This is a genomic window from Blastocatellia bacterium, assembly GCA_025054955.1.
GTDB lineage: Bacteria > Acidobacteriota > Blastocatellia > HR10 > J050 > JANWZE01.
In genome coordinates this window covers 1-22,003 of the sequence record JANWZE010000104.1, presented here as the reverse complement: position 1 = coordinate 22,003, position 22,003 = coordinate 1, and the positions used below count along the sequence as shown (strand labels likewise).

The window sequence follows — 22,003 nt, the reverse complement described above, 5'->3', positions numbered from 1 at the left end:
GCCTTGGCCCAGAATGCCCTGATGGGAAAGAACCGGTGGTGAACCCACGTGTCCATACTCTGCTCAACTTGCCTTGGCCCAGAACGCCCTGATGGGAAAGAACCGGTGGTGAATTCACGTGTCCATACTCTGCTCAACTGCCCGATGGTGGATAGTAAATAAACGTGTCGGTAAACACCTGCGTCGGTCCGGGAAAGACGCGCGGCAAGGGGCGAAACGGCGCCGCTAACTCAATGGCGCGTTGCGCCGCGCGGTCCAGCGCCCGGATACCGCTTGAACGATGCAGGCGAACCGAGACCAATCGGCCATCTTGCGCGACGACGAACTCGATCGTGACCGACACGGTCTTGTCGAGCAAATTGGCTTCAGGCGGGATTTGCCAGCGTTGCTGAATGGCGCGCTGCAAGTAGACGCGATATTCTTCGATAGCGCCAACGCCGCGCACATTGAGCGAAATCGGGCCACGCGGCACGAGCGTCGGTTCATCACTGGTGACGCCTGCGGGCACATCCCGCTTGGGTAGATTCAGTTGAGCCAGGTCAGTCGTGCCACCAACATCAGGCAGTTGTTGATCACCGCCTGCGCCTGCGCCGCGTGAGGGAGTTGGCTTGGAGGCCACGGTCGGGGCCTGCGTTGCCGACTCGACAACCGGCCGTTCCGGGCTTTGTGCTCCCGCTTGCGGCATCGTTGGTGAACCGGACAGAGGCGAACCGGCTGGACTGCTGCCTCGAGGATTTTGCGAGGAGTCGCGCGCGCGTGGGCTGGTTCCACCTTGAGCGACGGTGCCGCGCTCGCCGATCAAGTCTGCCTGCGCCGGCTCGCGCGTCGGTCCTTGCTGAAGCAGGCGATTGACCACTTCCGGCGGGAGAATCAGCGGTCGGCCATAGAGTTCGACGACATCGCTCGTTTGGCTGAGCACCGGTGTTGTCAGGGCAGGCGTTTGCCATAACCAGCTTGTGCCTAAATCAGCCGTATAGACCACAGCGAAGAGAATGGCATGCGCCGCCACCGACACGAGTGTGCCCACTTTCGCCGGCGTCGTAAAGACGCGGTCCTGTTGCAACCATTGGTAACTGGCAAACAGGTGTCGTTGTAACATCGCTACACCTTCTTCACCACCTGCTTCAAGCTGCGAGCCGCCAACGCATGGAACGTTTGACGCACGTGATTCATGTTGGCATCGGTCAAACGTGGATGCGTCCGATTGGTCAGCAGGATATAGACGCGCTCCAGCCGTGGCTCAATCCACAGGCTGGTGCCGGTGAACCCTGTATGCCCAAAGGCATCACGCGACAGCGCCGAGCCGGCCGCCGAACCGGGCGTGCTGGCCAGCATCCAGCCAAGCGAACGATGCGGGTTGAGGCCCGGTGTGAAATTCTTCGAGAAAAATCCTAACGTGTGCGGCTGTAGCAACCGGCTTCCAGGCAAGTATTGCTGGGCCAGTGCCCACGTCTCTCGCAGCGTCGAGAACAACCCGCCATGGCCTGTGGCGCCGCCGAGAAAATAGCTGTTGCCGTCGTGCACTTCTCCCCAGATGAAACGGCGCTGCCAGATGGGATGATCGGGGATGTCATAGCCGTGTTGTCGCGCTTCTTCGCGCTCGCGATCCATGTTCAGCTCGCCTCCGGCAATGCTTCGCTGCAGCGTCGTAGGCGGATTGAAGAACGTCCGCGTCAAGCCGAGGGGCTGAAGAAGCTCGCGGCGCGTTAATTGGTCAAAGCCGGTCTGATAGATCCGCTCCAGCAACAGACTCAACGTGATAAATCCCAAATCGCTGTAAGCCACCTTGGTTCCGGGCGGATGCGTCAACGGAAGTCGCGCCAGATACTCGCCCAGTTGACCGCGCTCCTTAATCTCGGCATAGATAGGGCGCCAGGCAGGAAACCCGGCCGTATGCGTCAGCAATTGCTCAACTGTGACCGTCTGTTTGTCCGTGCCGGCAAACTCGGCGACGAAACGAGCGATTGGATCATTGAGCGACAGGATGCGCCGCTGGCAGGCCTGCATGATCAGCGTGGTTGTGATCAGCGGCTTGGTTAACGAAGCAATATCGTAGATCGTCTCTGTGGTGGCCTTGATGTCTTCAGGGTGGATCACGGCTCTGCCAAAGGCGCGGCAGGCTATGACCTCTCCGCGCGCGGCCAGCAGGTATGCTGCGCTGGGCACAGCGCCGCGCGCAATCATATCGCTCAACCATTGATCAATTTTGCCAAACGGGTCTTTCATGACACCATCAGTGAAACGCCGGCGCGTTGCGCGTGTTCAGTAATCTTCTGGTTCACGCGCATGGCCAGCTCCAGCGTGCGCCGGCCTTGCCGCCCGTCAACGAGTGGCGGGGCGCTCTCCCGCACACAACGGAGGAACGATTCAAGCTGGGCTTTCAGTGGTTCGCATGGTTGAACCGGCAACAGACGATGAGAAATCTGAGGCGGCGAGCTTGACGTGAGACTGAAGATTTCCACTTCCTGATTGGTGTAATCGAGCGAGACATAATCGTGAGGCTGAAAGAAGCGGAGCTTGCGCACTTTCTCACGCGAGATGCGGCTGGCAGTGATGTTGGCCACACAACCATCAGCAAACTCGAGCCGCGCATTGGCAATATCCACGCGCGGCGAGAGGATTGGAACGCCGACGGCGCTGATGCCGGTCACCTCTGACTTGACCAACGACAAAATCACATCCAGATCATGAATCATCAAGTCCATCACCACATCAATATCCAGACTGCGCGGGCTGAACACACCGAGCCGATGCGTTTCAAAAAACCGGGGCTGTGTGACAATCTCGCCGAGCGCCTGCACCGCCGGATTGAATCGCTCCAGATGCCCTACCTGAAGCACAACATTGGCTTGTTCGGCAGCAGCAATCAAGGCGTCGGCCTCCTCCAACGTGCGGCTGATCGGCTTTTCCATTAACACCGCGACGCCACGTCGCAGGAACTCACAACCAATCCGGCTATGATGCTCGGTCGGAACGGCGACTGTGACAGCGTCCACCTGATCGAACAATGCGCGATAGTCCTCATACGGCGTCGTGTGAAATTCAGCAGCGACGGCCTCGGCTCGCGCCCGCTCGATGTCGCATACGCCGACCAGGCGAACCGATTCTAACCCGGCGTAGACACGCGCATGGTGTCGTCCCATTTGCCCTACACCAATGACAGCGACTCGCATCATGCCCGATTTCACGCAAGGCAAAATGGTAATCGCCCGCTCCATGTTTGTCGAGATTCGCCGTCGGTTGCCGCGCTTTGCGCGCGCCCGATCTCATTGGGCAGCCCTAAAAACTGTTGCTGCCATCCCTCCTGGTCTGGCTTAACTCCTGCATGTCGGTCAACTCGTCAGCCACGCAAACGATGGCGCAGTTGCCACAATGTCAATCAGCTTCTGTTGCCGGCGCAAGCACGGACGTGGTGATGCGATTTTCAGGCGCGGAATGCAGGCCAACGAAAGAGCCATGCAGGTTCCTCTTGCTTCCAAGCAGGAATCGCTCAGTGCTCCGCGCTCGCCACGAACATGAAAATGCAATTCTTTCGTGAACTTCGTGTGTTCCGTGGGCTATTTTCAAGGGAATTGCCCGGCGCAATGGCACGCTCGAAGAATGAAATATAGAGCACAGGAGGCAACGCCTGCGCCACATTCTCAAGGGAATCGCCGATGTGCAACAGTATGCCACGAAGCATGAAAATGGTTATTATTTTTTAGAGCAGAAAAATCGCTCAAGGGCAAAGCTGGCGCGACGCCACCGGTTTTCATGACTGAAACACCGAGCCGACGCCGTGAAAGGAAAGTTTCAACCATGCAACCACTCATGCAGCAGCTCGGCAATGCCTAAACGACTGATTTTTGGCTACTCACTGCCAACCATGTCAGGGATCACCTCTGGTATGATGCTTGCACACAGCTCAGCTCGAGGTGAGCTGTATGGAGCCGATCATTATTAAACATCTGCGTGGTTCAAAAAGCGGCCAGACAGAATGGTTTGATCTTGAACTGAACGAAGAACTCACCATTGGCCGTGATCCCTCCAACAGGCTACAGTTTCACAAAGACGAAGACGATCTGGTCGGGCGCAAACATGCCAAGATCGTCCGGCAACATGACCAAACCGTGCTGGTGGATTTGCAGAGCCGCAACGGCACGTTCGTCAACCATGAACGCATCACTGAACCAACCGCATTGAAATCAGGCGACGTGATTGAATTTGGGCCGGGCGGGCCAAGTATTCAATTCTACCAAGGCAAAGATTCGCTGGCCGGTTTGGCCACGCGGGTGCTTCAACGGGCGTCCACTATTCGCCCAACGCGATTTGTCGTGCCAGTTGACGCGACAGGAAGACTGAAAACCTCTGAGATGACGCCGACTGACGCGATCAACCACTCAGTGGCCGTCAAACACTTGCAGGGTTCCAAAACGGGTCAAACCGAGTGGCACACACTGGGGCCGGATGATGAATTGACGATCGGTCGTGACCCATCCAACACCATTGCTTTTGATCAGGAGAAAGACCTGCTGGCCGGCCGCAAACATGCCAAAATTATCCGGCAAGGCGATGGCTTCGTGGTCATTGATCTGGACAGCCGCAACGGGACGTTTGTAAACGGCCAACGGGTTACCGGCCGGAGCCCACTCAAGCCGGGCGATGTCATCGAATTCGGCGTGAATGGGCCGAAAATCAGATTTTATCAGGGTGAAACGCTCGTCTCTGACCTCGTGCCAACGGCTCAAGAACACGTGGCAGAGGTCATCGCTGCTCCCACAGAGGCCGGTGATACGACATTCACCGTGCGAAACCTGCTCGTCGGTACGGCGTTGCTGGCCATCTTCATCGGATTTATTACGGCGGTGATGGATTCGATGAGCGGAGCATCTTCCAAGCTCGAAGCGGGTGAGCCGGGCGCCAGCCAAACGGCCTGGGCGTTGTCGAGCTACCAGATGCTGATTTTCTTTGTCACAACACTGGTGGTGATCGCCGTCCTTGTGGGCGCGTTCGCTTCGCGACAAGATGAGTAGTCCTGTGATTGAACGCTCGGCGAGCGCCAACGCTATGACGCCATCGCGCACGCATGCTCAGCAGCATGATGAGTGGACCGAAAAGATCGTCGGTCATTATCGCATCATCGAAAAAATCGGCATGGGTGGCATGTGCGCCGTCTACAGGGCCACCGACTTGATCCACCACCGCGACGTTGCGCTCAAGGCGCTTCATCCTGAGTTTGCCCGTCACTCGCAGAGTTTGGAGCGATTCTGTCTGGAAGCGGTCACGCTGGCCAAGCTGAGACATCCGGCGCTCGCTTCGGTGTATAGCTTCTTCCGGCACGGCGATCGTTTTTTCATCGCCATGGAATTTGTCCGCGGCCTGCCACTGGACCGGATCATCAGGCAATCCGGCGCAATGCCCTATCAACAGGCTATACCGCTCTTCTGTGAAATTCTCGATGGCATCGCCCATGCGCATCAGGCCGGCATCGTTCACCGCGACATTAAACCGGACAACATCATGCTGACCGACGCGGGAACGATCAAGGTGATGGATTTCGGTATCGCGCGGCTCCCGCGAATCGCGCGTGTCACACAAGAAGGCATGCTGGTTGGCACACCTGAATACATGTCGCCAGAGCAGTTCGGCGCTGAAGAATTGGACGCGCGTTCCGATATTTACTCACTCGGCGTTGTGCTGTTTGAAATGCTCACAGGGCGTCTCCCCTTCACCGGCCGCAATGAATACGAACTGATGAAACAGCACGTCGAAGCCACGCCCCCGGCGCCGCGCGCGCTCGTGCCCAGCATCCCGGCGCGAATCGAAGCCGCTATTTTGCGCGCGCTGGCCAAGAAACCTAGTCAGCGATTTCAATCGGCGACCGAATTCCGTGCCGAACTTGCGCAAGCGGTTCCGCCAAGGCCAACCATGGTGGAAACCCTTCCGAGCGAAAAGACGGCCACCAGCCCACCCATAAAGACGGGCACCAGCCCACCCATCGAGACACATGAGTCAGCCCACCGCCATGAATTATCGGTTGCGAACGAATGCGACCAGGCCGCCCGCACCAGAGAAATCCACAGCACGCCGGTTGAGCAAACGAACTTGCCACGAAAGGGGCATGCGACCCGAGTGCCGCTCAATCAGGCCACACTACTCAACTGGCGATCTTATGCCATCGCTGTTGCGCTTGTCGGTTTCATCAGCTTTGCTGCTGGACTGGCAACCACCACCAGAACGCCCGCGGTCGCGCCACCACCGCCGCCACAATCATCACTCAAGCCGTCCGATCATTTACTAAGAGAAACGGCGCCACCGAGGGTCAACGCGCCTGCTGCGCCAGCGCGTCGCATTTCCAATCCACCTCGAAAGTCATCGGAGCAACAAAGCATCGCACTGGCGAAAAAGGAGCCGCGCCGACTTCCGGACAATCATCACGCTCAATCGCAGGTATCACAAAAAACGAAGCAAGCTGACAACCGGGTGGGGCGATTCTTCCGTCGAGTGGGCGGCGGAATAAAAAAGGTCGGCAGTGTATTCAAAGGCGGCGATGACAAATAAGCTCGGACCTCACAGGCTGGGAAGCGCTGAGAAAGACAGCGCACGCGAGCGGCTCATGCAGATACGATGCGCAGCCATCGGCCGGCGCTGCTGGACCCGCGTCATCCGGTTTCCCTTCTTCAAAGTTTCGTAATGTCCCGCGCATAGCTCAGTGCTAACGGGGAAAGCCAGTCGGATTGATGCCGGGGATCACGCGCAGCGCATTTTTGTAATAGAGCTTTTTTAACACTTCGTCAGGCAATTCGAGGCCGTACATTTTCCAGTGCGCGTGCCGTTTGCGGTAGTAATCGAAATACTCGTCGGCGGTTTCCAGCACGCGAAAATAGACGTGATATTCCTGTGGATTCCACGCATCTTTGCCGAACATGACGCGATCTTGATACTTGATGAACCATTGACGCGCGAAGCGTGGCTGGCGGCCCAGTTCGGCCAGCACGGCGCCGATTTCAGTGTACATATTCGGCAGCCTGTCCATCAGCTTGCCGAGTTGTTCCAGATTGCCGCCATACCATCCCAGATGCGCATTGATGAAGATCGTCTTCGGATGTTTGGCAAAGAGGTTATGCTGCTCGCCGATGATCTGTTCCCACGGCGGGAATTTGTCAGGCGGACGCGCGCGGCTAGGAATTTCTTTCAACTCCAGCCAGCGCTCGTTGAATCTGTCCATCGGGTCCCAAAACGGCTTGGGATCAGCCGTGTGGATGAGCACAGGGATTTTCAACTCGGCGCACTTTTGCCATACCGGGTCGAGTCGCGGGTCGTCCACAGGGATACGCTGACCGGCGCTGTCGCGGGCTGTCATGCCCAGGTTCTTAAAAATCTTCAATCCTTGCGCGCCGTTTTTCACGTCTTGTTCCAACTGAGCAGCGACACGCTTGCCGTAATCGGGCTGGTCAATCCCTTCAAAGCTGATATTGGCAAACAGGACGAACCGATCTGGATAACGTCCTTTCATGTTGGCAACGCCCTGTTTCAACCGCTCGCCGCTGCCGCCGCTGAGGTTGACCATCACACGCATATTGAGCTGATCCATCTGCTCGACCAATTTGGCCAGTTCCTCAGCCGACATCATCGAGTTCTGATGGCTGTGCACGTCAATGAACGGATACTTGGCTCGCGTCACGATGTGCTGTGGGACAACCAACGTGGATTTCGGCTCATACTCTTCGATCGTCATCGTCGGCTGTTGAGCCGCCACCGGCATGAGACACAGCAGCATGAATGCAAGGTATCGCATGGCGTGGCAGTATAGGTCGCTGGACGGCAACCGGTCAAGCGGAGCGCCTGTCTCCCACCGCTGCGGACAGCGTACTCATGCAGACCGCCGCGAATCGCTCGCCGCATGCTGATACAGACCGCCAAGCACGCTCACGGCGCACGTGTGCGGATTGCGCCGCCTGACTTCACCAGAGCGTTTGCTGATGAGCTCCGCAGCCTCTTGACACAAATTGCATTGCGGGAATTGAATCATGGGCTTACATTATAAATCTCGTTCAAGCACCGTTCACATCGAGGAGGAGAACGTATGATCACGGCGAGCGAACTCAGAGCCGGCATGGTCGCCAAAATGGAAGGCGAACTCTATCGCATCCTCAGCGCCGAATACCACGCCGGAGGCGGCAAACTGGGCGGCGTGATGTACGCCAAAGCGCGACATCTGCGCACGCGCCACATCAAAGAATGGCGGCTGCATCCCGAAGAGAAAATCGAAGAGGTGCTGATTGAGCGTCGCGACATGGAATATCTCTACTCGGATGGCGATTCCTTCTACTTCATGGACCCGGAGACGTTCGATCAAATCGGCCTGCCGCGCGACCTCATCGGTGGTCGAGATAAATTTCTCCAAGCCGGTCGGCCCATTGGCATCGAGCTTTACGATGGTAACCCGATCAACGTTGTATTCCCTGAAACCGTTGATCTGACGGTTGTCACCGCGCCGCCCGGCCTGCGCGAACACGACACCTCAACTTACAAGGCGGTCGTGCTGGAAAATGGCATGGAGCTGCTTGTGCCTCAATTCATCAAACAGGGCGATGTGGTCAGGGTCGAGGTGGAAACAGGCAAATACCTAGAGCGGGTCAAATCCCCATCCGGCTAAGGCGGCGTCAGCGCATCGGCGATTCTCCAAAGAAGAGAACACAGACGCCGCCACGTCGGCGGATCGCTGCAGATGCCAGCGCGGAGGCATTAGCGACCACTCGCTTTGGTCCTCAACAAGCGATTCCCCGGCCGCTCTTCTCCTTCGTCATCCACGCTGGTACGTGACTGTGTTTCACACCAGTGGCTTTTTGAATCATCGCTGTTCACTTCTCAGCATCTTAGCGGCTCGTCTTTGTTGAGATCCACAACAATCTGCGTTGATTTTTTCTACTGACGTTAGATGCCTTTCTGACTACAGATTAGCAGAATTTATTGACTGGCCAGCCCGGTTCGTGTTGACCCTTTCAACAGGCCAGGATTGGCGCAACACCTCATAGGATTTTGCCTCAGCTTGTAACTTGCAGCGTAGCATGACTTGCCGCGACGCACGGCGCTCAGCCCCATTGCGGGTTGCTCGGCACACTGCTTGCACAACCAAATAAGCTGGAGGAGTGAGAGTATGATGAACGATGCGCACAACCGAGCTTACGATCCGGACGCGCTGCCGACGGAGCATCTGCTCAAGTGCGTGTGGATGCTGGCCAAGGTCGTTGATTACAAGCTCTGCGACCAGGCCTACGACTGCGAGCATTGCGCCTTTGATCAAGTCATGCGAGGACAGCAGGGCGCATCGCCGGCTCAGCGTGCGCCATTTGATCCAGTGGCTATCGAGACGTTGATTGAAGAATTGCGTCGGTTGACGAGCGGCGCCAGCGCAGAGGTTGGCATCACGTTACAGGATGGAGGGACACCTGTTACAGAGGCTGGTCATTGGATTGATGCTCGTCGGTTGCAGTCAATTCTTGACAAATTCTTATCCACCGTCCGCGCATCTGAACAGACGCCAAGCCAACATGGCGACGTCCGTCGTGAGCCGGGCGGAAGGAGGTGAAGTATGGTTGCTATCTTTGTCATTTTAACGATTGTCGCTTTCATCATGATTGATTCGATTGTGCAGTGGAATGAAGCGAAAAAGCGAGCGCCGGCCCTTCAGTCGGCGACGCCAGAAGCTGTGCCCACGTTCGCCTTCGAGGCGATGGCGCCGGCAGGCGTCTTCTTCGATGCCGGCCACACCTGGGTCAACGTGGATCGGTTGGGCTGGGCGCAGGTTGGCATGGATGATGTGACACAACGCCTGATCGGTCGCATTGACGCCATTGAATTGCCTGCCAACGGGCAGGAGGTCCATCGTGGCGATCCGCTGTTCACCATTCGCCAAGGGGCACGAGCGGCCACATTCAGGTCTCCTATTGATGGTGTGGTGCATGCCGTCAATCACGACCTGAACCGCTCTCCACAGGTCATCCGAGAAGACCCCTATCGAGCCGGCTGGGTCTGCCACATCAGGCCACATCATCTGGCTCGTGACCTGAAACAGTTGAGGATCGCTGAAGAGGCCTGGACATGGTTGGAAGGTGAATGGCGACGCATCCAGGAATTCTTTGCCGCTCGACCGATGGCTACAGTGGCGCTGGGGCACGTGCTTCAAGATGGCGGTCAACTGGCCGACGGCGTTCTCGAACTTATGGACGACGAAACCTGGAACCAGTTCACACGGGAATTCCTCGAGCAGAACCGAAGCTAACCGATGCGCGAGAGCGGCCACCAAGTGCGTCGCTGTTGTGACGGCGGCTGTTGTGACAGCGGTTAGTGTGATTCTAGCGGATGTGCGCCGTTAAATTCGGTTGATCGGTTGCGATAGCGGCTGTTGTGACGGCGGCTAGTGCGATGGCGGGTTGTGGCGACGGCGCATGCCTCTGTTGTGCGAGCCGGCAATCGTTCCCAACGAGGCCTATTGCCAGTGGCGATGGCCGGATGCGAAGAGAGCGCGGTTGCAGAAGCAACCAGGCGGTTGCGGAATCAAGCGAGCCGAATCAATAAAGTTTGGATTGGCCGCCGGCAATCCGCTATAATGGGCGCGGCGGCAAACGACCGGCAGACAATCACACAGATCCTTGTAAGGAGGCTGATCAGCCATGAAACGAGTTTTCCAGCAGCTTCTGCAGGCGGTCACCGACAATGGCTCGCTTGTCTCATGCGAGGTGCGATTCTGGGATGGCGAGCGGCTCCGCATCGGCGAAGAAGAGCCAGCTTTCGTGCTGGGATTTGAAACCGAACGCGCGTTGAAGCGGACGCTCAGCGAAGGTTCGCTTGGATTCGGCGAAGAGTACATGGCAGGCCACATCACGGTAGAGGGCGACTGGCAGCCATTGATTCGTCTCGGGCTGGACCCGCGTATCCAAAATCTTAAATTGCCATGGCACGTCGCATTGCGCATGTTGTGGCACGCAGTGACCTCTCGCAACACGTTACGGCGCGCGCCGCGCAATATCGCTTATCACTATGATCGAGGCAACGAGTTTTACCGACTCTGGCTTGATGAAAGCATGACCTATTCGTGCGCTTACTTCCGGCGGCCCGACGACACACTGGAGCAAGCGCAGCAGCAAAAGTACGAGCACATTTGCCGTAAGCTCCAACTTCAGCTTGGCGACACGCTGGTGGACATTGGTTGCGGCTGGGGCGGGATGTTGATGTACGCCGCTCGCCACTATGGCGTCAGAGGCGTCGGCTGCACATTGTCACAGCCCCAGGTGGAGTGGGCGCGCGCAACCGTCGCACGCGAGCATCTGGAGCAGTTCATCAGGATTGAGCGCCAAGATTACCGGCAACTGTCAGGACAATTTGACAAGCTGGTTTCCATCGGCATGTTTGAGCATGTCGGCAAACAATTCATCCCCACGTTTATGGCTCAGGCGCGCGCCTTGCTCAAGCCAGGCGGCCTTGGGCTTCTTCATACAATCGGCAAGGATCGCCCTTCGGCTGGCGATCCCTGGACGATGAAGTACATTTTCCCCGGCGCGTACCTGCCCTTGCTTGACGAAATCTTACGAGAGATGGGAAAAGCCGGGCTCGTCCCTATTGACGTAGAGAACCTGCGGCTGCATTACAGTGAAACGCTGCGTCAGTGGCGACAGCGATTTGAAGCGCATGCCGCCGAGATTGAAGCCATGTTTGACGCGCGATTCGTCCGCATGTGGCGGATGTTTTTGAACTCGGCCGAAGCAGGTTTCCGCTACGGCAATCTGCGACTCTACCAGATCACGTTCACCAACGGGTTGAATAATGCTTTGCCCTGGACGCGCGAGCATCTGTATGTCGAGGCATTGAATCGGGAAGTATCACCCTCATTGATAAGCACGAGGTAACTTCCCTGACCCGGCTGATCGTGGTTGCGCTGATGGCATTGTCTGTTTGCAGACACTCATGCCTCTTTCAACATAGCATTAGCCCACAAAAACCTTGCGGCAACCGCGGCAGATGGCGCAGCGGGTCAACCGGCGCCCATCCATCGGGAGCGCCCATCGCGCGAAAACACCCCGCCGTTGCGTGAGCTTGCCCAAGGCTACCCGACCACCATTCCGTCCTGCCGATTCAATGGACTGATCGCCTATCACTTGCGCGGAGCCAGGAGGCGACGCCCGATGGCATAGTGTTTGCCCTTGAATAAAAAAGCATGGTGTGTATAGTTGAAAGCTGCCTGTTGATGGCTCGTTGGGGCCCGCCCATGAGGGACATCATGATGAGATGTTCACGCGCAGACAATCGCATTGACCTCCCTCAAGGAAGGCTCCCACTGGGGCCTATGTGTAACCGTTACGACAAGGAGGATGCACACGATGAATCGCAAAGACATTCAACGTCTCCAATCCATTCGCGGCTATCCGGCTGTATCCATCTTGGTGCCAACCCACCGCAATGCGGTCGAAGGGCGCCAGGACCCGATCCGAGTTAAAAATCTGGTGACACAAGCTACCCATCGGCTGCTTGCAGAATGTGCCAAACCGGACGTCGAGCCCTTGCTCAAGAAGCTAGAGGAGCTGGTCGCGCAGATTGATTATCACCGGACGCTGGATGGGCTGGCTTTGTTTGTCAATCGCGATTACGCCAATCTCTACTACGTGCCGTTTCCGCTCAAAGAGCAGGTGGTCGTTGACGAAACGTTTGCCATACGCGATCTGATCGCGATGCTGAACCGAACGCCACGTTACTGGGTGCTGGTGCTGAGCCCCAAGGGGACGCGCGTTTACAAGGGCGTCCGTGACACACTGCTGGAAGTCATTGGCGGCGAATTTCCGATGAATCTTGAACAACTTGGTTGGACGAAGCCGCTGCCGAGCAATTTCGGGAATGAGAAGTCAAAGCATCGCGATGAACGGTATCGTCAATTCCTGCGTCGTGTGGATACGGCTTTCGGACAGCTTCTCAATGCGGAAGCGCTGCCCGCCGTGGTGGTTGGAACCAAACGCGCGCTGAGCCTGTTCGATGAGGTCTCAACCAACACACGAATGATTCGCGCGACGTTGACGGGGCACTATCAGGACCTACCGCCAACGAAGCTGGCTGAACTGGTCTGGCCGCTGATCAGGAACGAACTGGAGATGGAAAAGCGAAAAGCTTTGGATGAGCTAGCCGTAGCGGTTAGCACGCAACGCTATGTCTCCGGCATTGGGGAAGTCTGGCGACTCGCTCACGAAGGGCGCGGCCAGACGTTGCTGGTTGAAGAAGATTTTCATTATCCCGCCCGCACCGATGCCACCGGCTTGTACCTGATTCCCGCTGAGAACGTGACCTCCTCAGATGTCCTGGATGACGCGGTGGATGAATTAGTACAAACCGTGTTGAGCAAACACGGACGGGTTGTGTTCGTTGACAATGGCGCATTGCAGGCTCATCAGCGCGTGGCGTTGATTTTGCGCTATTAGAGCGGCTTGCCAATTCGTTTACGCTGCGACGCCCGCCAGCAGGCGTCAACTCGCCCGGTTGCGGGCGCTCGCCGATGAAGGCAGGTTGAAAATTGCTGGAGTGCTAAACCGAGAAAAACAGAGATCGGCGCTCGGCCTGACCCGTTGAGCAAACGGGCAGGCTGACTGCTGATCGCCGAACGCTGCTTTTAGGAGGCTAAGAGTAATGACAGCCCAGGCCATTTCTCGAACACATCAACAACCGACAGGCGATGCCGAGCTGGAGCTGACCCGGCAGGAATTACTCGTGCAGTACATCATGGCGCCAGATCAGTTGGAAGCTGCTCTGGCTGGCCTAACCGAGCCGGACCTCGATGTCGCGCACACGATTGGCAAATGGACAATCCGCGAGATTGTCCACCATATCGTAGACATGGATGACATCAGCTCGATGATTGTCAAAGCTGCCTTGAGCCATTCTGGCTGCACGGTTGATCTGGGCTGGTACGATTCAAATACGGTGTGCGCAGCGGCGCTGGATTACGCCAGTCGTCCGATTGCGCCCGACCTGGCGCTGATGCGCGCCAAACATCAGCACATCGAGCAACTGCTGCGCGAGCTGCCCCAGGCATGGGAGCGGTTCGTTATGCTCAAACGAGCCGGCGCATCAGAAGTGACCAAGCTCACCGTCCGTCAACTGATCTATCATCAAACGGACCACACACGGCATCACCTTGAGCAAATTCGCGTGACGCGGCAGGAGCACGGATTGTGATCCAGCGGCCGCGATCCCGCCTCGCTGGCGCTCAGGCGTATCCCAGAGGATGCGCGCGTCAACGCGCAACCATCAAGCGGAGCGTCATGGTAAAGGGCCTTCCTTATTTCAAGTCGCATCCTCTGGGAATCGTTCATCGGCAACAGCACGCCACGAACGATCAAAAGGGTTATATGCAGAGGTGAAAGCGCCGTCGCCGCTTCGCTCTGCCGGCGCACTCCAAGATAAAGTCAGGAATCGCCCATGAGCTCCGCGCACACCACGAAGCATGAAAACGGAGCATAGGCGGGAACGCCTGTGCCACATACCGTGCTCCATGCTCAAAACAGGAGGCATCACATGTTCATCACCCTGTTGGCTGTGACTCTGTTGATAGCTGCTGTTGTCTCGACAGTGGCGGCATGGTTGTTCGCGCATCCTGTCAAGAAAATCCTCGACCGACTTGTTTCAGAAGAGCTGGCATCGTCGTGGCAACGCTACATTCTGTTTGCCATTTATGTGGTGGGCATCTCTGGCGGCGTCCGTGTGTGGGAGCTGGAGAAATACATCACGCCGGATAAAGACGGGCAGTCAATGGCGCTCAACTTGGATCGTTGGCTGATCGAAGTTTATAAAACCATCATTGGCGCGCTCCAAGGGATCGCCTGGATGCTGCTCGTGTTTTTCCTGTTCGCCCTCATTGCCTACGTTGTCGTCCGCGGATTTGAATCGAAACGAATCTCCCGAAACACGGCACAAAGTGGTGACGGGGATTGACCTGCCGTCAACCGGCTGGTGGTTCGTCGCGTGTTCGGCGTCTTTGTCGTGACCACTCACGATACAGTTTGCTCATTGCCCTTTCAGGTCATAGACCTTATACTGAGGCCAGCGTAGACCTCCGGGATGAGGGCGGTAAGCAAATTCCTAAGGTCGCACTGGTGACCAGGTTGTGAATTGGACGACGAGCAGCGGTGGTTGTAGCGTACAGGGTGTTGCTCTGGCAATGCTGATATGGTGGCTTGCGGCTGGTCAAGGATCGGCCTCGGCTGCTGCATCCCAACCACAAGGGCCACCTGCTCTGCATCAGGCTTGGACCACCGAAGATGGACTGCCGCAAAATTCTGTCACCAGCATTGTGCAAACCCGTGATGGCTACCTCTGGCTTGGCACATTCGGCGGGCTGGCGCGTTTCGACGGAATGAAGTTCACCATCTTCGATGCCACCACCAGTCCGGGATTACGAAGCAGCCGGATCGTCACGCTGTTTGAAGATCGAGCCGGAATCTTATGGATTGGCACAGAGAATGGCGGGCTGACCCGCTATGCACAAGGCCGATTCACCACCTACACAGTAGAAAACGGATTGCCGAGCAATCTGGTGTGGGCGATTGGTGAGGACCGTGACGGAACACTGTGGATTGGGACGGAGCCGGGCGGGCTGACGCGCTACGCGCACGGGGCGCTGACCACTGACAGATCGGCGGATGGTTTTCCAACCCAGACGATCAAATGCATCCAAGAGGAGTCGAACGGTCACCTCTGGTTTTCCTCCGATCGCGCCGTGATGCGATTTGACGGGAACAGGATGACTACAACAACCATTATCGGCGATGGTCCCGGACGGATTTTGAATCAGGGCGCAGGGCCGGACGGCAGCCTCTGGATCGCCACCACGCGGGGACTCTTCCGGTACCGCGCGGGCGTATTGACGACCGTCACCCGCCACCTCTTGTCATCGGCGCAGGACGTGCGCAGTGACCTCGTCCTTCGCGTCTTTCAGGATCGTGAGGGAAACATCCGCTTCCTAACGCCGCAGGGTGTGGCCCGGTTTGAGGATGGGCGGATCGTTATGGAGCAAGAGATCGGGGCACTCACGCGCTTGATTGATCAGATACCACGCCTGCGCGCATTGCTCGTGGACCGCGAAGGAAACCTCTGGATCGGCACGGATGGGAAAGGGCTGCACCGATTCAGGCCGGGACAATTGACGGCTTACACGCAGGTTGATGGACTTTCTGACAACAGTTTTGTCCCCGTGACGGAAGACGTGGATGGGAAGGTATGGCTCGGTTCCATGTCTGGGGGGTTGTTCCAGTTCCAGAATGGGACGTTCACTGTCCACAACCTCTATGCCTACAACCTCCAGGGACGCCGCACGCTCATCGGACCATGGGCGCTACGACGAGCACGCGATGGCAGTCTCTGGATTGGCGATTACCTGGGGCTTCACCTGTATCGAGAGGGACGACTGACGAGCTTGGAGCGGTTTGTGGATGTCCCCGTCATGGCGATCTACGAAGACCAACAGGGAGCCGTTTGGATCGGGACACTCAAGGGCAATGCGCCCGGAAACCCCGGCGGGCTCTACCAACTGAAGGATGGTGAAATGACTCACTATCGTGTGGCAGACGGATTGGTCTGCAGCGATGTGCGGGTCATCACGCAAGACCGTCAAGGCGCGCTCTGGATCGGCACGACGGGCGGACTCAGTCGTTTGAAAGATGGCCAGTTTACAAACTATACAACTGAAAATGGCCTGTCACACAATTACATCCGGGACATCTATGAAGCTGCTGACGGCGCGCTCTGGATCGGCACCTACGGCGGCGGGTTGAACCGGTTCAAAAACGGAGCATTCACGCCGATCACCGCCAAGAATGGATTGTTTGACAACATCGTGTCGAGGATTCTGGAAGATGATCGCGGCTACTTCTGGATGAGTTGCAACCGAGGCATCTATCGCGTCTACCGGCGCGAGTTGAACGATCTGGCCGATGGGAAGATCAAGGCCGTCACTTCGATTTCTTATGGCACGGGTGATGGCATGGCGATCAGCGAGTGTAATGGCGGCGCTCAACCGGCCGGGTGGAAGACGCGGGATGGCAAGCTCTGGTTCCCCACCATCAAAGGCGTCGTCGTCGTGGACCCAAGCGTCGGCAACCCATTACCCCCGCCTATACATATCGAGCAGATGTTGGCTGATAAGATCTCGGTTGATCTTGGACAAACGGTTGAAATCGCGCCGAACCAGAAAGACTTTGAGGTTCACTACACGGGCCTATGTTTCACCGCGCCGGAAAAAGTGCGCTTCAAGTACCAACTGGAAGGCTACGATGATACTTGGGTGGAGGCAGGCACGCGGCGCACGGCGTACTACACCCACCTGCCGCCGGGTCAGTATCGGTTCAGAGTGATTGCGATGAACAATGACGGCGTGTGGAATCTGGACGGCGCGAGCATCCAGTTTGTGCTCTTGCCTCCATTCTGGCAGGCGTGGTGGTTTGTGTCGCTCACGGTCTTGGGCGTGGGAGGCCTGGTCCTGCTGATCTATCATCGGCGGGTCTCGCAACTGAAGCGGGCGAAGGCGGCGCACGAAGAATTTTCGCGGCGTCTGATCGAGATGCAGGAGCATGAGCGCAAACGCATTGCCTCGGAACTGCACGACAGCCTCAGTCAAAGCCTGGTCATCATCAAGAACCGGGCGTTGCACAGCTTGCAAACGCCTGAAAATTCAGAACACGCCTTCGAGCAGATGGAAGAGATTGCTGAGGCCGCCAGCCAAGCCCTCGCTGAAGTGAGACAGATCGCGTATGATCTGCGTCCTTTCCAGATTGATCGCCTCGGCTTGACCAAAGCCATTGAAGCAGTGATCCGCAACGTGGCCAGTTCCAACAGGCTGAGCATTACGACCGAGCTCGATCCGATTGATGGGGTGTTGCCGCCCGAGTTGGAGATTCACTTTTACCGCATCGTCCAGGAGAGTCTCAGTAACGTCGTCAAGCACGCGGAAGCGACCGAAGTGAAAGTGATGATTAAGAAAGACGGGCAGTTCATGGAGATCGTGGTTCAAGACAATGGCAAGGGATGCACGGCTGACCTGCCCGGAGATGAGGGCGGCGGATTCGGCTGGATTGGCATGAAGGAGCGCGCGCGCATTCTGGGCGCTAGTCCGCTCATTCAATCGGCTCCGGGCCAGGGCACGACGGTCACCCTCCGAGTGGCCTTGAAGGATGGATGCTATGTTCAATGAAATTCGATTGCTCATTGCCGATGATCACCCGATCTTTCGTCAAGGCTTGCGGCAGGTCATTGAACGCGAGTCAAACTTGAAGGTGGTGGCAGAAGTGGGCGATGGTCAGGCGGCGCTGGAACAGATTGCCGCGCTGCGGCCGGCGATTGTCATCCTTGATATTGACATGCCGCAGATGGATGGTTTCAGCGTGGCGCGCGCGCTCCAAAAACAACACCTCGCCGTCCAGATCATCTTCCTCACCGTGCACAGCGAAGAAGACTTTTTCAACGAAGCGTTAGCTCTGGGGGCCAAGGGTTACGTGCTCAAAGACAGCGCCGTCACCGACATTGTCAGTAGCATCCGAGCTGTGATGGCAGGACAGCATTACACCAGCCCAGCGTTGACCTCGTATCTGGTGGGCCGACGGCGACCGTCATCGCTGCCCGCCAAGCCCCGCCTCAGTCTTGATCTGCTGACGCCCACCGAGCGCCAGATCCTCAAGCTCATCGCCGAATACAAAACCAGCAAAGAGATTGCTGAGCTGTTGTACATCAGCCCTCACACGGTCCGCACTCACCGGAAGAATATCTGCCTCAAACTGGAGCTACAGGGCAGCCACGCCCTGATGAAATTCGCTCTTGAGCACGAGTCGCAATTGTAAGCCTGGGGACGCACGCTTCCAACGTGCTATTGAAGGCCGCACGCCAGAGGTGTGCGCCCCCACTCTACCCAAAGTAGGTAGAAAAATACCCGCACTAAGGGAGTCAAAATACCCCTCATCCGCGATACCGCCTTCATGCGATTCAATGTATATATCTGCCAGCACGCTGTTGACAAGCAGATTTTCAGTGTGCACCAGGAGAAGCATGAACATGTTAATCGTCGAAGACAATGAACCCATGCGCCGGACGATCAAGTCACTGTTGAGCGACCTGGTCACGCACTTCTACGAATGCTCGGATGGCAGCCATGCGCTGGCCGCCTACGCCGAGCACCAACCTGACTGGGTGCTCATGGACATCGAACTGGAGCCGGTGGATGGGCTCACCGCCACCAAACAGATCAAAGCCACCTATCCTGACGCCAGGATCATCATCGTGACCAACTACGATGAGCCGATCCTACGCGAATCGGCGCGGGCGGCGGGCGCCTTCGCTTATGTCTTGAAAGAGAATCTGTTCACGCTGTCGCAACTACTGCGAGAACACGCGCACAAAACGTGAAGGAGTGGCTCTTACAACCGACCTGATCTTTAACTCAAAACGACAAGGAGGACATAATGGCAACGTACATTCTATTAGCAAACTGGACGCAACAAGGCATCGAGAACATCAAGGAAAGCCCCAAACGACTGGCAGCGGCCAAGGAGGCGTGGCAAGAGATGGGCGCGACAGTGAAAGCGTTTTACCTCACCATGGGCCAGTATGACTTTGTCCTCCTGGTCGAAGCGCCGGACGATGAAACGGTGGCGAAAGTCATTTTGGCCCAAGCCGCGAAAGGAAGCATCCGCACGGTCACCCTCCGTGCGTTCACTGAGCCTGAATACCGCCAGATCATCGCAGCGTTACCCTAGCTGGCTTGGCGGGGGCCAGCATTCAATCTCATGCTACGTCACGCCAAACAGCCATCCACCGGCGGTCAACAACCGCCAGCACATGTCAGACAGAAAGGAGAACAGAGCATGTCAAAACAAAACACAGCCATTTACAATCGCGTCGTCGAGGAAATCTGGAACCAAAAGAATTCGGCGCTCATCGAGGAGACTTACGCCACCGACTGCGTCATTCACACGCCGGGCGGAGTGCTGCGCGGCCGGTCTGGTTTTAGACAACTTTATGAGACTTACACCCGAGCGTTTCCCGACTGCCAAGCCACCATTGAAGAAACCCTCAGCGAAGGAGACAAAGTGATGGTGCATTATACCTTCGTGGGTACACACACGGGTGAATTGATGGGCATCGCTCCGAGCGGCAAGCCGGTCTTGGTCAAGGGAACTGCTTTCGCGCGATTTGCCGGCGGCCAGATCGTCGAGGAAACGACCATCTGGGACACGCTCGGCCTGATGCAACAGATCGGCGCGGTTCCGGCGCTGGGGCAAGCGGCAGGCGCGGAATAATGCCGACACTTCGCCATTCCATCAAGGAGGTAGGGCGTGTTTGCAAAGTCCCGTGAGGGACGACAGGTTTATCGTTTGGAGCTATCCCCATCCCTCCAGCCCTGTCAGGGGCGACATGTCGCTCCTATCGGAGCTGGAGATGGCTTCTTGGACATGGGCTATAAACATGACGCTCCTCTGGAGCGACCCTTTCAGATACGCCCTTAACCAATCAATCAAAGGAGACAAGCTTATGATGACAAAAAAAATCTTTTTGGTTTTGATTATGACCAGTGTTTTGACCGCTCTGGGACTGACCGGGGCAGCCCAACAATCTTCCAAGCCGGTGACGGGGAGGGATACGCTCGCGCAACAACTTATTGCCTTGGAGAGAGAATCATGGCAGGCGTATAAAAGCAGAAACGTTCAGGCGATCAAGGCTCTGGTGGCCGAAGATTACAGAGCTTATACGCAGGGAGGACCATCCACCAGACAGGAAGACATAGAGAGCATCGCCCAATTGACCATTGAATCTTATTCAATAGACGAGCCTCACATCGCACCAGTCACCCAAGATGTGGCTATTATCCGGTATAAATGTGATCTCAAGGGTTCATTCAAGGGGAAACCGTTGAAGCCGGTTTATGCCACGAGTGTATGGGTCAGTCGGGGAGGTCGGTGGCAATTGGTTTCCTATCAGGAAACACCATTGAGCCAATAGGCACTACACCACAAGGCAAAGCCTGTGGCGGCGAAACGGTGAGCAACCACAGTGAAGGGAGAGCTATCCACGCTCCCTTAATTAACCACCTGGGTTCACCAGGACGAGACGGCGCGGCCGCTCGTCTGATGAGCCCTCAAACGACACCCATGATGGGAAGGAGAATGATATGAAGACAAAACGCATACTCATCAGTTCACTCGTTGCATCAATGCTCTTGGTTGGCATCTCGATTTTCGCTCAAGTGAGTCGGCCCTACCGCAACGGTTCGGTCTGGGAGATCGGCTTTATCAGAGTGAAACCGGGGATGGACACGGCCTATCTCAACTACCTCGCCTCAGAGTGGAAACGGAATCAGGAGGCCGCCAAACGAGAAGGACTGATTCTCTCATACAAAGTGTTAATGACGGAGGCGCATGGCAGCATGGATTGGAATTTGCTTCTGCTGACCGAGTACAAAGATTTGGCCACGATGGAGGCCAATGAGCCGAAGGCCGAGGCCCTGGCCCAGCGGATCATTGGCGACGACCAGAAACAGATGCAAGGGTATAAAGAGCGGCTCGAAATTCGGGAGGTCATGGGCCAACGACTGGCGCGGGAGATCGTGTTAGAACCCCGACGGTGATTGTATCCGCGAGTCGGAGCGAACGGACATGCATGGCCCTGGCCAAGATTGGGGGAGGCCACGATGGCCAAAGTCGTTCTGGCTCAGGCTGCGAACAGAGATGTTCGTGCGACAATGTGGCAGGCCTTCACCAGTGAATGTGAAAGATCAACTCAGCGTCGCCCTGCAACTGAATCGGCGAACCAGTGAGAAACAGGATGTTTTCGGGGGACCTTGGCCCACCTATGCACGTGAGTAGATGGAAGCCGAAATGAACGTGCATCGGCCCTGCCCTCGCCCCAACCACACCATTTGTATGGAGGAATCTATGAAGAAACATTATCTCTCGTTAGTTGTCATTCTCTTGCTGGTTGGCCTGAGTTCAATTGGATC

At 56.7% G+C, this 22,003-nt stretch carries 20 protein-coding genes; 16 read left to right on the top strand and 4 right to left on the bottom strand.

Going from position 1 to position 22,003, the window contains the following annotated elements:
• Nucleotides 1-133: 133 nt before the first annotated feature.
• Genes NZ823_13360 through NZ823_13350 form a run of 3 tightly spaced genes read right to left on the bottom strand, consistent with a single transcriptional unit; the run spans nucleotide 134 to nucleotide 3,176 of the window.
• Nucleotides 134-1,099 carry a TonB C-terminal domain-containing protein gene (locus NZ823_13360; protein ID MCS6806113.1) on the bottom strand — a complete coding sequence of 322 codons (966 nt, stop codon included), beginning with the start codon at nucleotides 1,097-1,099 and terminating at the stop codon, nucleotides 134-136.
• A 2-nt stretch (nucleotides 1,100-1,101) separates the two neighbouring features.
• The gene (locus NZ823_13355) at nucleotides 1,102-2,226 is read right to left on the bottom strand and encodes a beta-lactamase family protein (GenBank protein ID MCS6806112.1); all 1,125 of its coding nucleotides are present in this window, start codon (nucleotides 2,224-2,226) and stop codon (nucleotides 1,102-1,104) included.
• The gene (locus NZ823_13350; GenBank protein ID MCS6806111.1) at nucleotides 2,223-3,176 is read right to left on the bottom strand and encodes a Gfo/Idh/MocA family oxidoreductase; all 954 of its coding nucleotides are present in this window, start codon (nucleotides 3,174-3,176) and stop codon (nucleotides 2,223-2,225) included. The genes NZ823_13355 and NZ823_13350 overlap by 4 nt, the downstream gene beginning before the upstream one ends.
• A gap of 747 nt (nucleotides 3,177-3,923) precedes the next feature.
• On the opposite strand from NZ823_13350, the gene NZ823_13345 reads away from it, so the two are divergent.
• Together NZ823_13345 and NZ823_13340 are read left to right on the top strand one after the other, a co-directional pair.
• A complete protein-coding gene (locus tag NZ823_13345; protein ID MCS6806110.1) occupies nucleotides 3,924-5,012 on the top strand; it encodes an FHA domain-containing protein in 1,089 nt (362 codons plus the stop codon).
• Nucleotides 5,013-5,016: 4 nt separating this feature from the next.
• Nucleotides 5,017-6,540 (top strand): serine/threonine protein kinase, encoded by a 1,524-nt coding sequence (locus NZ823_13340; GenBank protein ID MCS6806109.1) that lies wholly within the window; start codon nucleotides 5,017-5,019, stop codon nucleotides 6,538-6,540.
• Nucleotides 6,541-6,694: 154 nt separating this feature from the next.
• Here the strand turns inward: NZ823_13340 and NZ823_13335 are convergent, their stop codons facing one another.
• Entirely contained in the window at nucleotides 6,695-7,759 is a 1,065-nt protein-coding gene (locus tag NZ823_13335) for an amidohydrolase family protein (protein ID MCS6806108.1), read from the bottom strand.
• A gap of 306 nt (nucleotides 7,760-8,065) precedes the next feature.
• Here NZ823_13335 and NZ823_13330 point away from each other — a divergent pair, with 306 nt between their 5' ends.
• The 14 genes from NZ823_13330 (at nucleotide 8,066) to NZ823_13265 (ending at nucleotide 21,631) form a co-directional block, all read left to right on the top strand.
• Nucleotides 8,066-8,638 carry an elongation factor P gene (locus tag NZ823_13330; GenBank protein MCS6806107.1) on the top strand — a complete coding sequence of 191 codons (573 nt, stop codon included), beginning with the start codon at nucleotides 8,066-8,068 and terminating at the stop codon, nucleotides 8,636-8,638.
• A 501-nt stretch (nucleotides 8,639-9,139) separates the two neighbouring features.
• A complete protein-coding gene (locus tag NZ823_13325; GenBank protein MCS6806106.1) occupies nucleotides 9,140-9,571 on the top strand; it encodes a hypothetical protein in 432 nt (143 codons plus the stop codon).
• 3 nt (nucleotides 9,572-9,574) lie between these two features.
• Nucleotides 9,575-10,264 (top strand): hypothetical protein, encoded by a 690-nt coding sequence (locus NZ823_13320; GenBank protein MCS6806105.1) that lies wholly within the window; start codon nucleotides 9,575-9,577, stop codon nucleotides 10,262-10,264.
• 391 nt (nucleotides 10,265-10,655) lie between these two features.
• Nucleotides 10,656-11,888 carry a cyclopropane-fatty-acyl-phospholipid synthase family protein gene (locus NZ823_13315; GenBank protein MCS6806104.1) on the top strand — a complete coding sequence of 411 codons (1,233 nt, stop codon included), beginning with the start codon at nucleotides 10,656-10,658 and terminating at the stop codon, nucleotides 11,886-11,888.
• A 471-nt stretch (nucleotides 11,889-12,359) separates the two neighbouring features.
• Complete coding sequence (locus tag NZ823_13310; protein MCS6806103.1) at nucleotides 12,360-13,445, top strand: hypothetical protein; 1,086 nt, start codon at nucleotides 12,360-12,362, stop codon at nucleotides 13,443-13,445.
• A 205-nt stretch (nucleotides 13,446-13,650) separates the two neighbouring features.
• The gene (locus NZ823_13305) at nucleotides 13,651-14,199 is read left to right on the top strand and encodes a DinB family protein (protein ID MCS6806102.1); all 549 of its coding nucleotides are present in this window, start codon (nucleotides 13,651-13,653) and stop codon (nucleotides 14,197-14,199) included.
• A 339-nt stretch (nucleotides 14,200-14,538) separates the two neighbouring features.
• Nucleotides 14,539-14,955, top strand: coding sequence for a hypothetical protein (locus NZ823_13300; GenBank protein ID MCS6806101.1), 417 nt, complete (start codon nucleotides 14,539-14,541; stop codon nucleotides 14,953-14,955).
• A gap of 226 nt (nucleotides 14,956-15,181) precedes the next feature.
• Nucleotides 15,182-18,208 carry a histidine kinase gene (locus NZ823_13295; GenBank protein MCS6806100.1) on the top strand — a complete coding sequence of 1,009 codons (3,027 nt, stop codon included), beginning with the start codon at nucleotides 15,182-15,184 and terminating at the stop codon, nucleotides 18,206-18,208.
• The gene (locus NZ823_13290) at nucleotides 18,198-18,851 is read left to right on the top strand and encodes a response regulator transcription factor (protein MCS6806099.1); all 654 of its coding nucleotides are present in this window, start codon (nucleotides 18,198-18,200) and stop codon (nucleotides 18,849-18,851) included. The genes NZ823_13295 and NZ823_13290 overlap by 11 nt, the downstream gene beginning before the upstream one ends.
• A gap of 205 nt (nucleotides 18,852-19,056) precedes the next feature.
• A complete protein-coding gene (locus NZ823_13285) occupies nucleotides 19,057-19,413 on the top strand; it encodes a response regulator transcription factor (protein MCS6806098.1) in 357 nt (118 codons plus the stop codon).
• A gap of 56 nt (nucleotides 19,414-19,469) precedes the next feature.
• Nucleotides 19,470-19,763 (top strand): GYD domain-containing protein, encoded by a 294-nt coding sequence (locus tag NZ823_13280; GenBank protein MCS6806097.1) that lies wholly within the window; start codon nucleotides 19,470-19,472, stop codon nucleotides 19,761-19,763.
• A gap of 108 nt (nucleotides 19,764-19,871) precedes the next feature.
• Nucleotides 19,872-20,306: an ester cyclase gene (locus NZ823_13275; GenBank protein ID MCS6806096.1), complete on the top strand. Its 435-nt coding sequence runs from the start codon at nucleotides 19,872-19,874 to the stop codon at nucleotides 20,304-20,306.
• Nucleotides 20,307-20,538: 232 nt separating this feature from the next.
• Nucleotides 20,539-21,006 (top strand): nuclear transport factor 2 family protein, encoded by a 468-nt coding sequence (locus NZ823_13270; GenBank protein MCS6806095.1) that lies wholly within the window; start codon nucleotides 20,539-20,541, stop codon nucleotides 21,004-21,006.
• 169 nt (nucleotides 21,007-21,175) lie between these two features.
• Nucleotides 21,176-21,631, top strand: coding sequence for a hypothetical protein (locus NZ823_13265; protein ID MCS6806094.1), 456 nt, complete (start codon nucleotides 21,176-21,178; stop codon nucleotides 21,629-21,631).
• Nucleotides 21,632-22,003 lie beyond the last annotated feature (372 nt).

What these genes read in the sequence shown, in the direction of transcription:
- NZ823_13360 (MCS6806113.1), bottom strand. Translation starts at nt 1,099, where the DNA reads ATGTTACAACGACACCTGTTTGCCAGTTACCAATGGTTGCAACAGGAC.
- NZ823_13355 (MCS6806112.1), bottom strand. Translation starts at nt 2,226, where the DNA reads ATGAAAGACCCGTTTGGCAAAATTGATCAATGGTTGAGCGATATGATT.
- NZ823_13350 (MCS6806111.1), bottom strand. Translation starts at nt 3,176, where the DNA reads ATGATGCGAGTCGCTGTCATTGGTGTAGGGCAAATGGGACGACACCAT.
- NZ823_13345 (MCS6806110.1), top strand. Translation starts at nt 3,924, where the DNA reads ATGGAGCCGATCATTATTAAACATCTGCGTGGTTCAAAAAGCGGCCAG.
- NZ823_13335 (MCS6806108.1), bottom strand. Translation starts at nt 7,759, where the DNA reads ATGCTGCTGTGTCTCATGCCGGTGGCGGCTCAACAGCCGACGATGACG.
- NZ823_13330 (MCS6806107.1), top strand. Translation starts at nt 8,066, where the DNA reads ATGATCACGGCGAGCGAACTCAGAGCCGGCATGGTCGCCAAAATGGAA.
- NZ823_13325 (MCS6806106.1), top strand. Translation starts at nt 9,140, where the DNA reads ATGATGAACGATGCGCACAACCGAGCTTACGATCCGGACGCGCTGCCG.
- NZ823_13320 (MCS6806105.1), top strand. Translation starts at nt 9,575, where the DNA reads ATGGTTGCTATCTTTGTCATTTTAACGATTGTCGCTTTCATCATGATT.
- NZ823_13315 (MCS6806104.1), top strand. Translation starts at nt 10,656, where the DNA reads ATGAAACGAGTTTTCCAGCAGCTTCTGCAGGCGGTCACCGACAATGGC.
- NZ823_13310 (MCS6806103.1), top strand. Translation starts at nt 12,360, where the DNA reads ATGAATCGCAAAGACATTCAACGTCTCCAATCCATTCGCGGCTATCCG.
- NZ823_13305 (MCS6806102.1), top strand. Translation starts at nt 13,651, where the DNA reads ATGACAGCCCAGGCCATTTCTCGAACACATCAACAACCGACAGGCGAT.
- NZ823_13300 (MCS6806101.1), top strand. Translation starts at nt 14,539, where the DNA reads ATGTTCATCACCCTGTTGGCTGTGACTCTGTTGATAGCTGCTGTTGTC.
- NZ823_13295 (MCS6806100.1), top strand. Translation starts at nt 15,182, where the DNA reads ATGCTGATATGGTGGCTTGCGGCTGGTCAAGGATCGGCCTCGGCTGCT.
- NZ823_13290 (MCS6806099.1), top strand. Translation starts at nt 18,198, where the DNA reads ATGTTCAATGAAATTCGATTGCTCATTGCCGATGATCACCCGATCTTT.
- NZ823_13285 (MCS6806098.1), top strand. Translation starts at nt 19,057, where the DNA reads ATGAACATGTTAATCGTCGAAGACAATGAACCCATGCGCCGGACGATC.
- NZ823_13280 (MCS6806097.1), top strand. Translation starts at nt 19,470, where the DNA reads ATGGCAACGTACATTCTATTAGCAAACTGGACGCAACAAGGCATCGAG.
- NZ823_13275 (MCS6806096.1), top strand. Translation starts at nt 19,872, where the DNA reads ATGTCAAAACAAAACACAGCCATTTACAATCGCGTCGTCGAGGAAATC.
- NZ823_13270 (MCS6806095.1), top strand. Translation starts at nt 20,539, where the DNA reads ATGATGACAAAAAAAATCTTTTTGGTTTTGATTATGACCAGTGTTTTG.
- NZ823_13265 (MCS6806094.1), top strand. Translation starts at nt 21,176, where the DNA reads ATGAAGACAAAACGCATACTCATCAGTTCACTCGTTGCATCAATGCTC.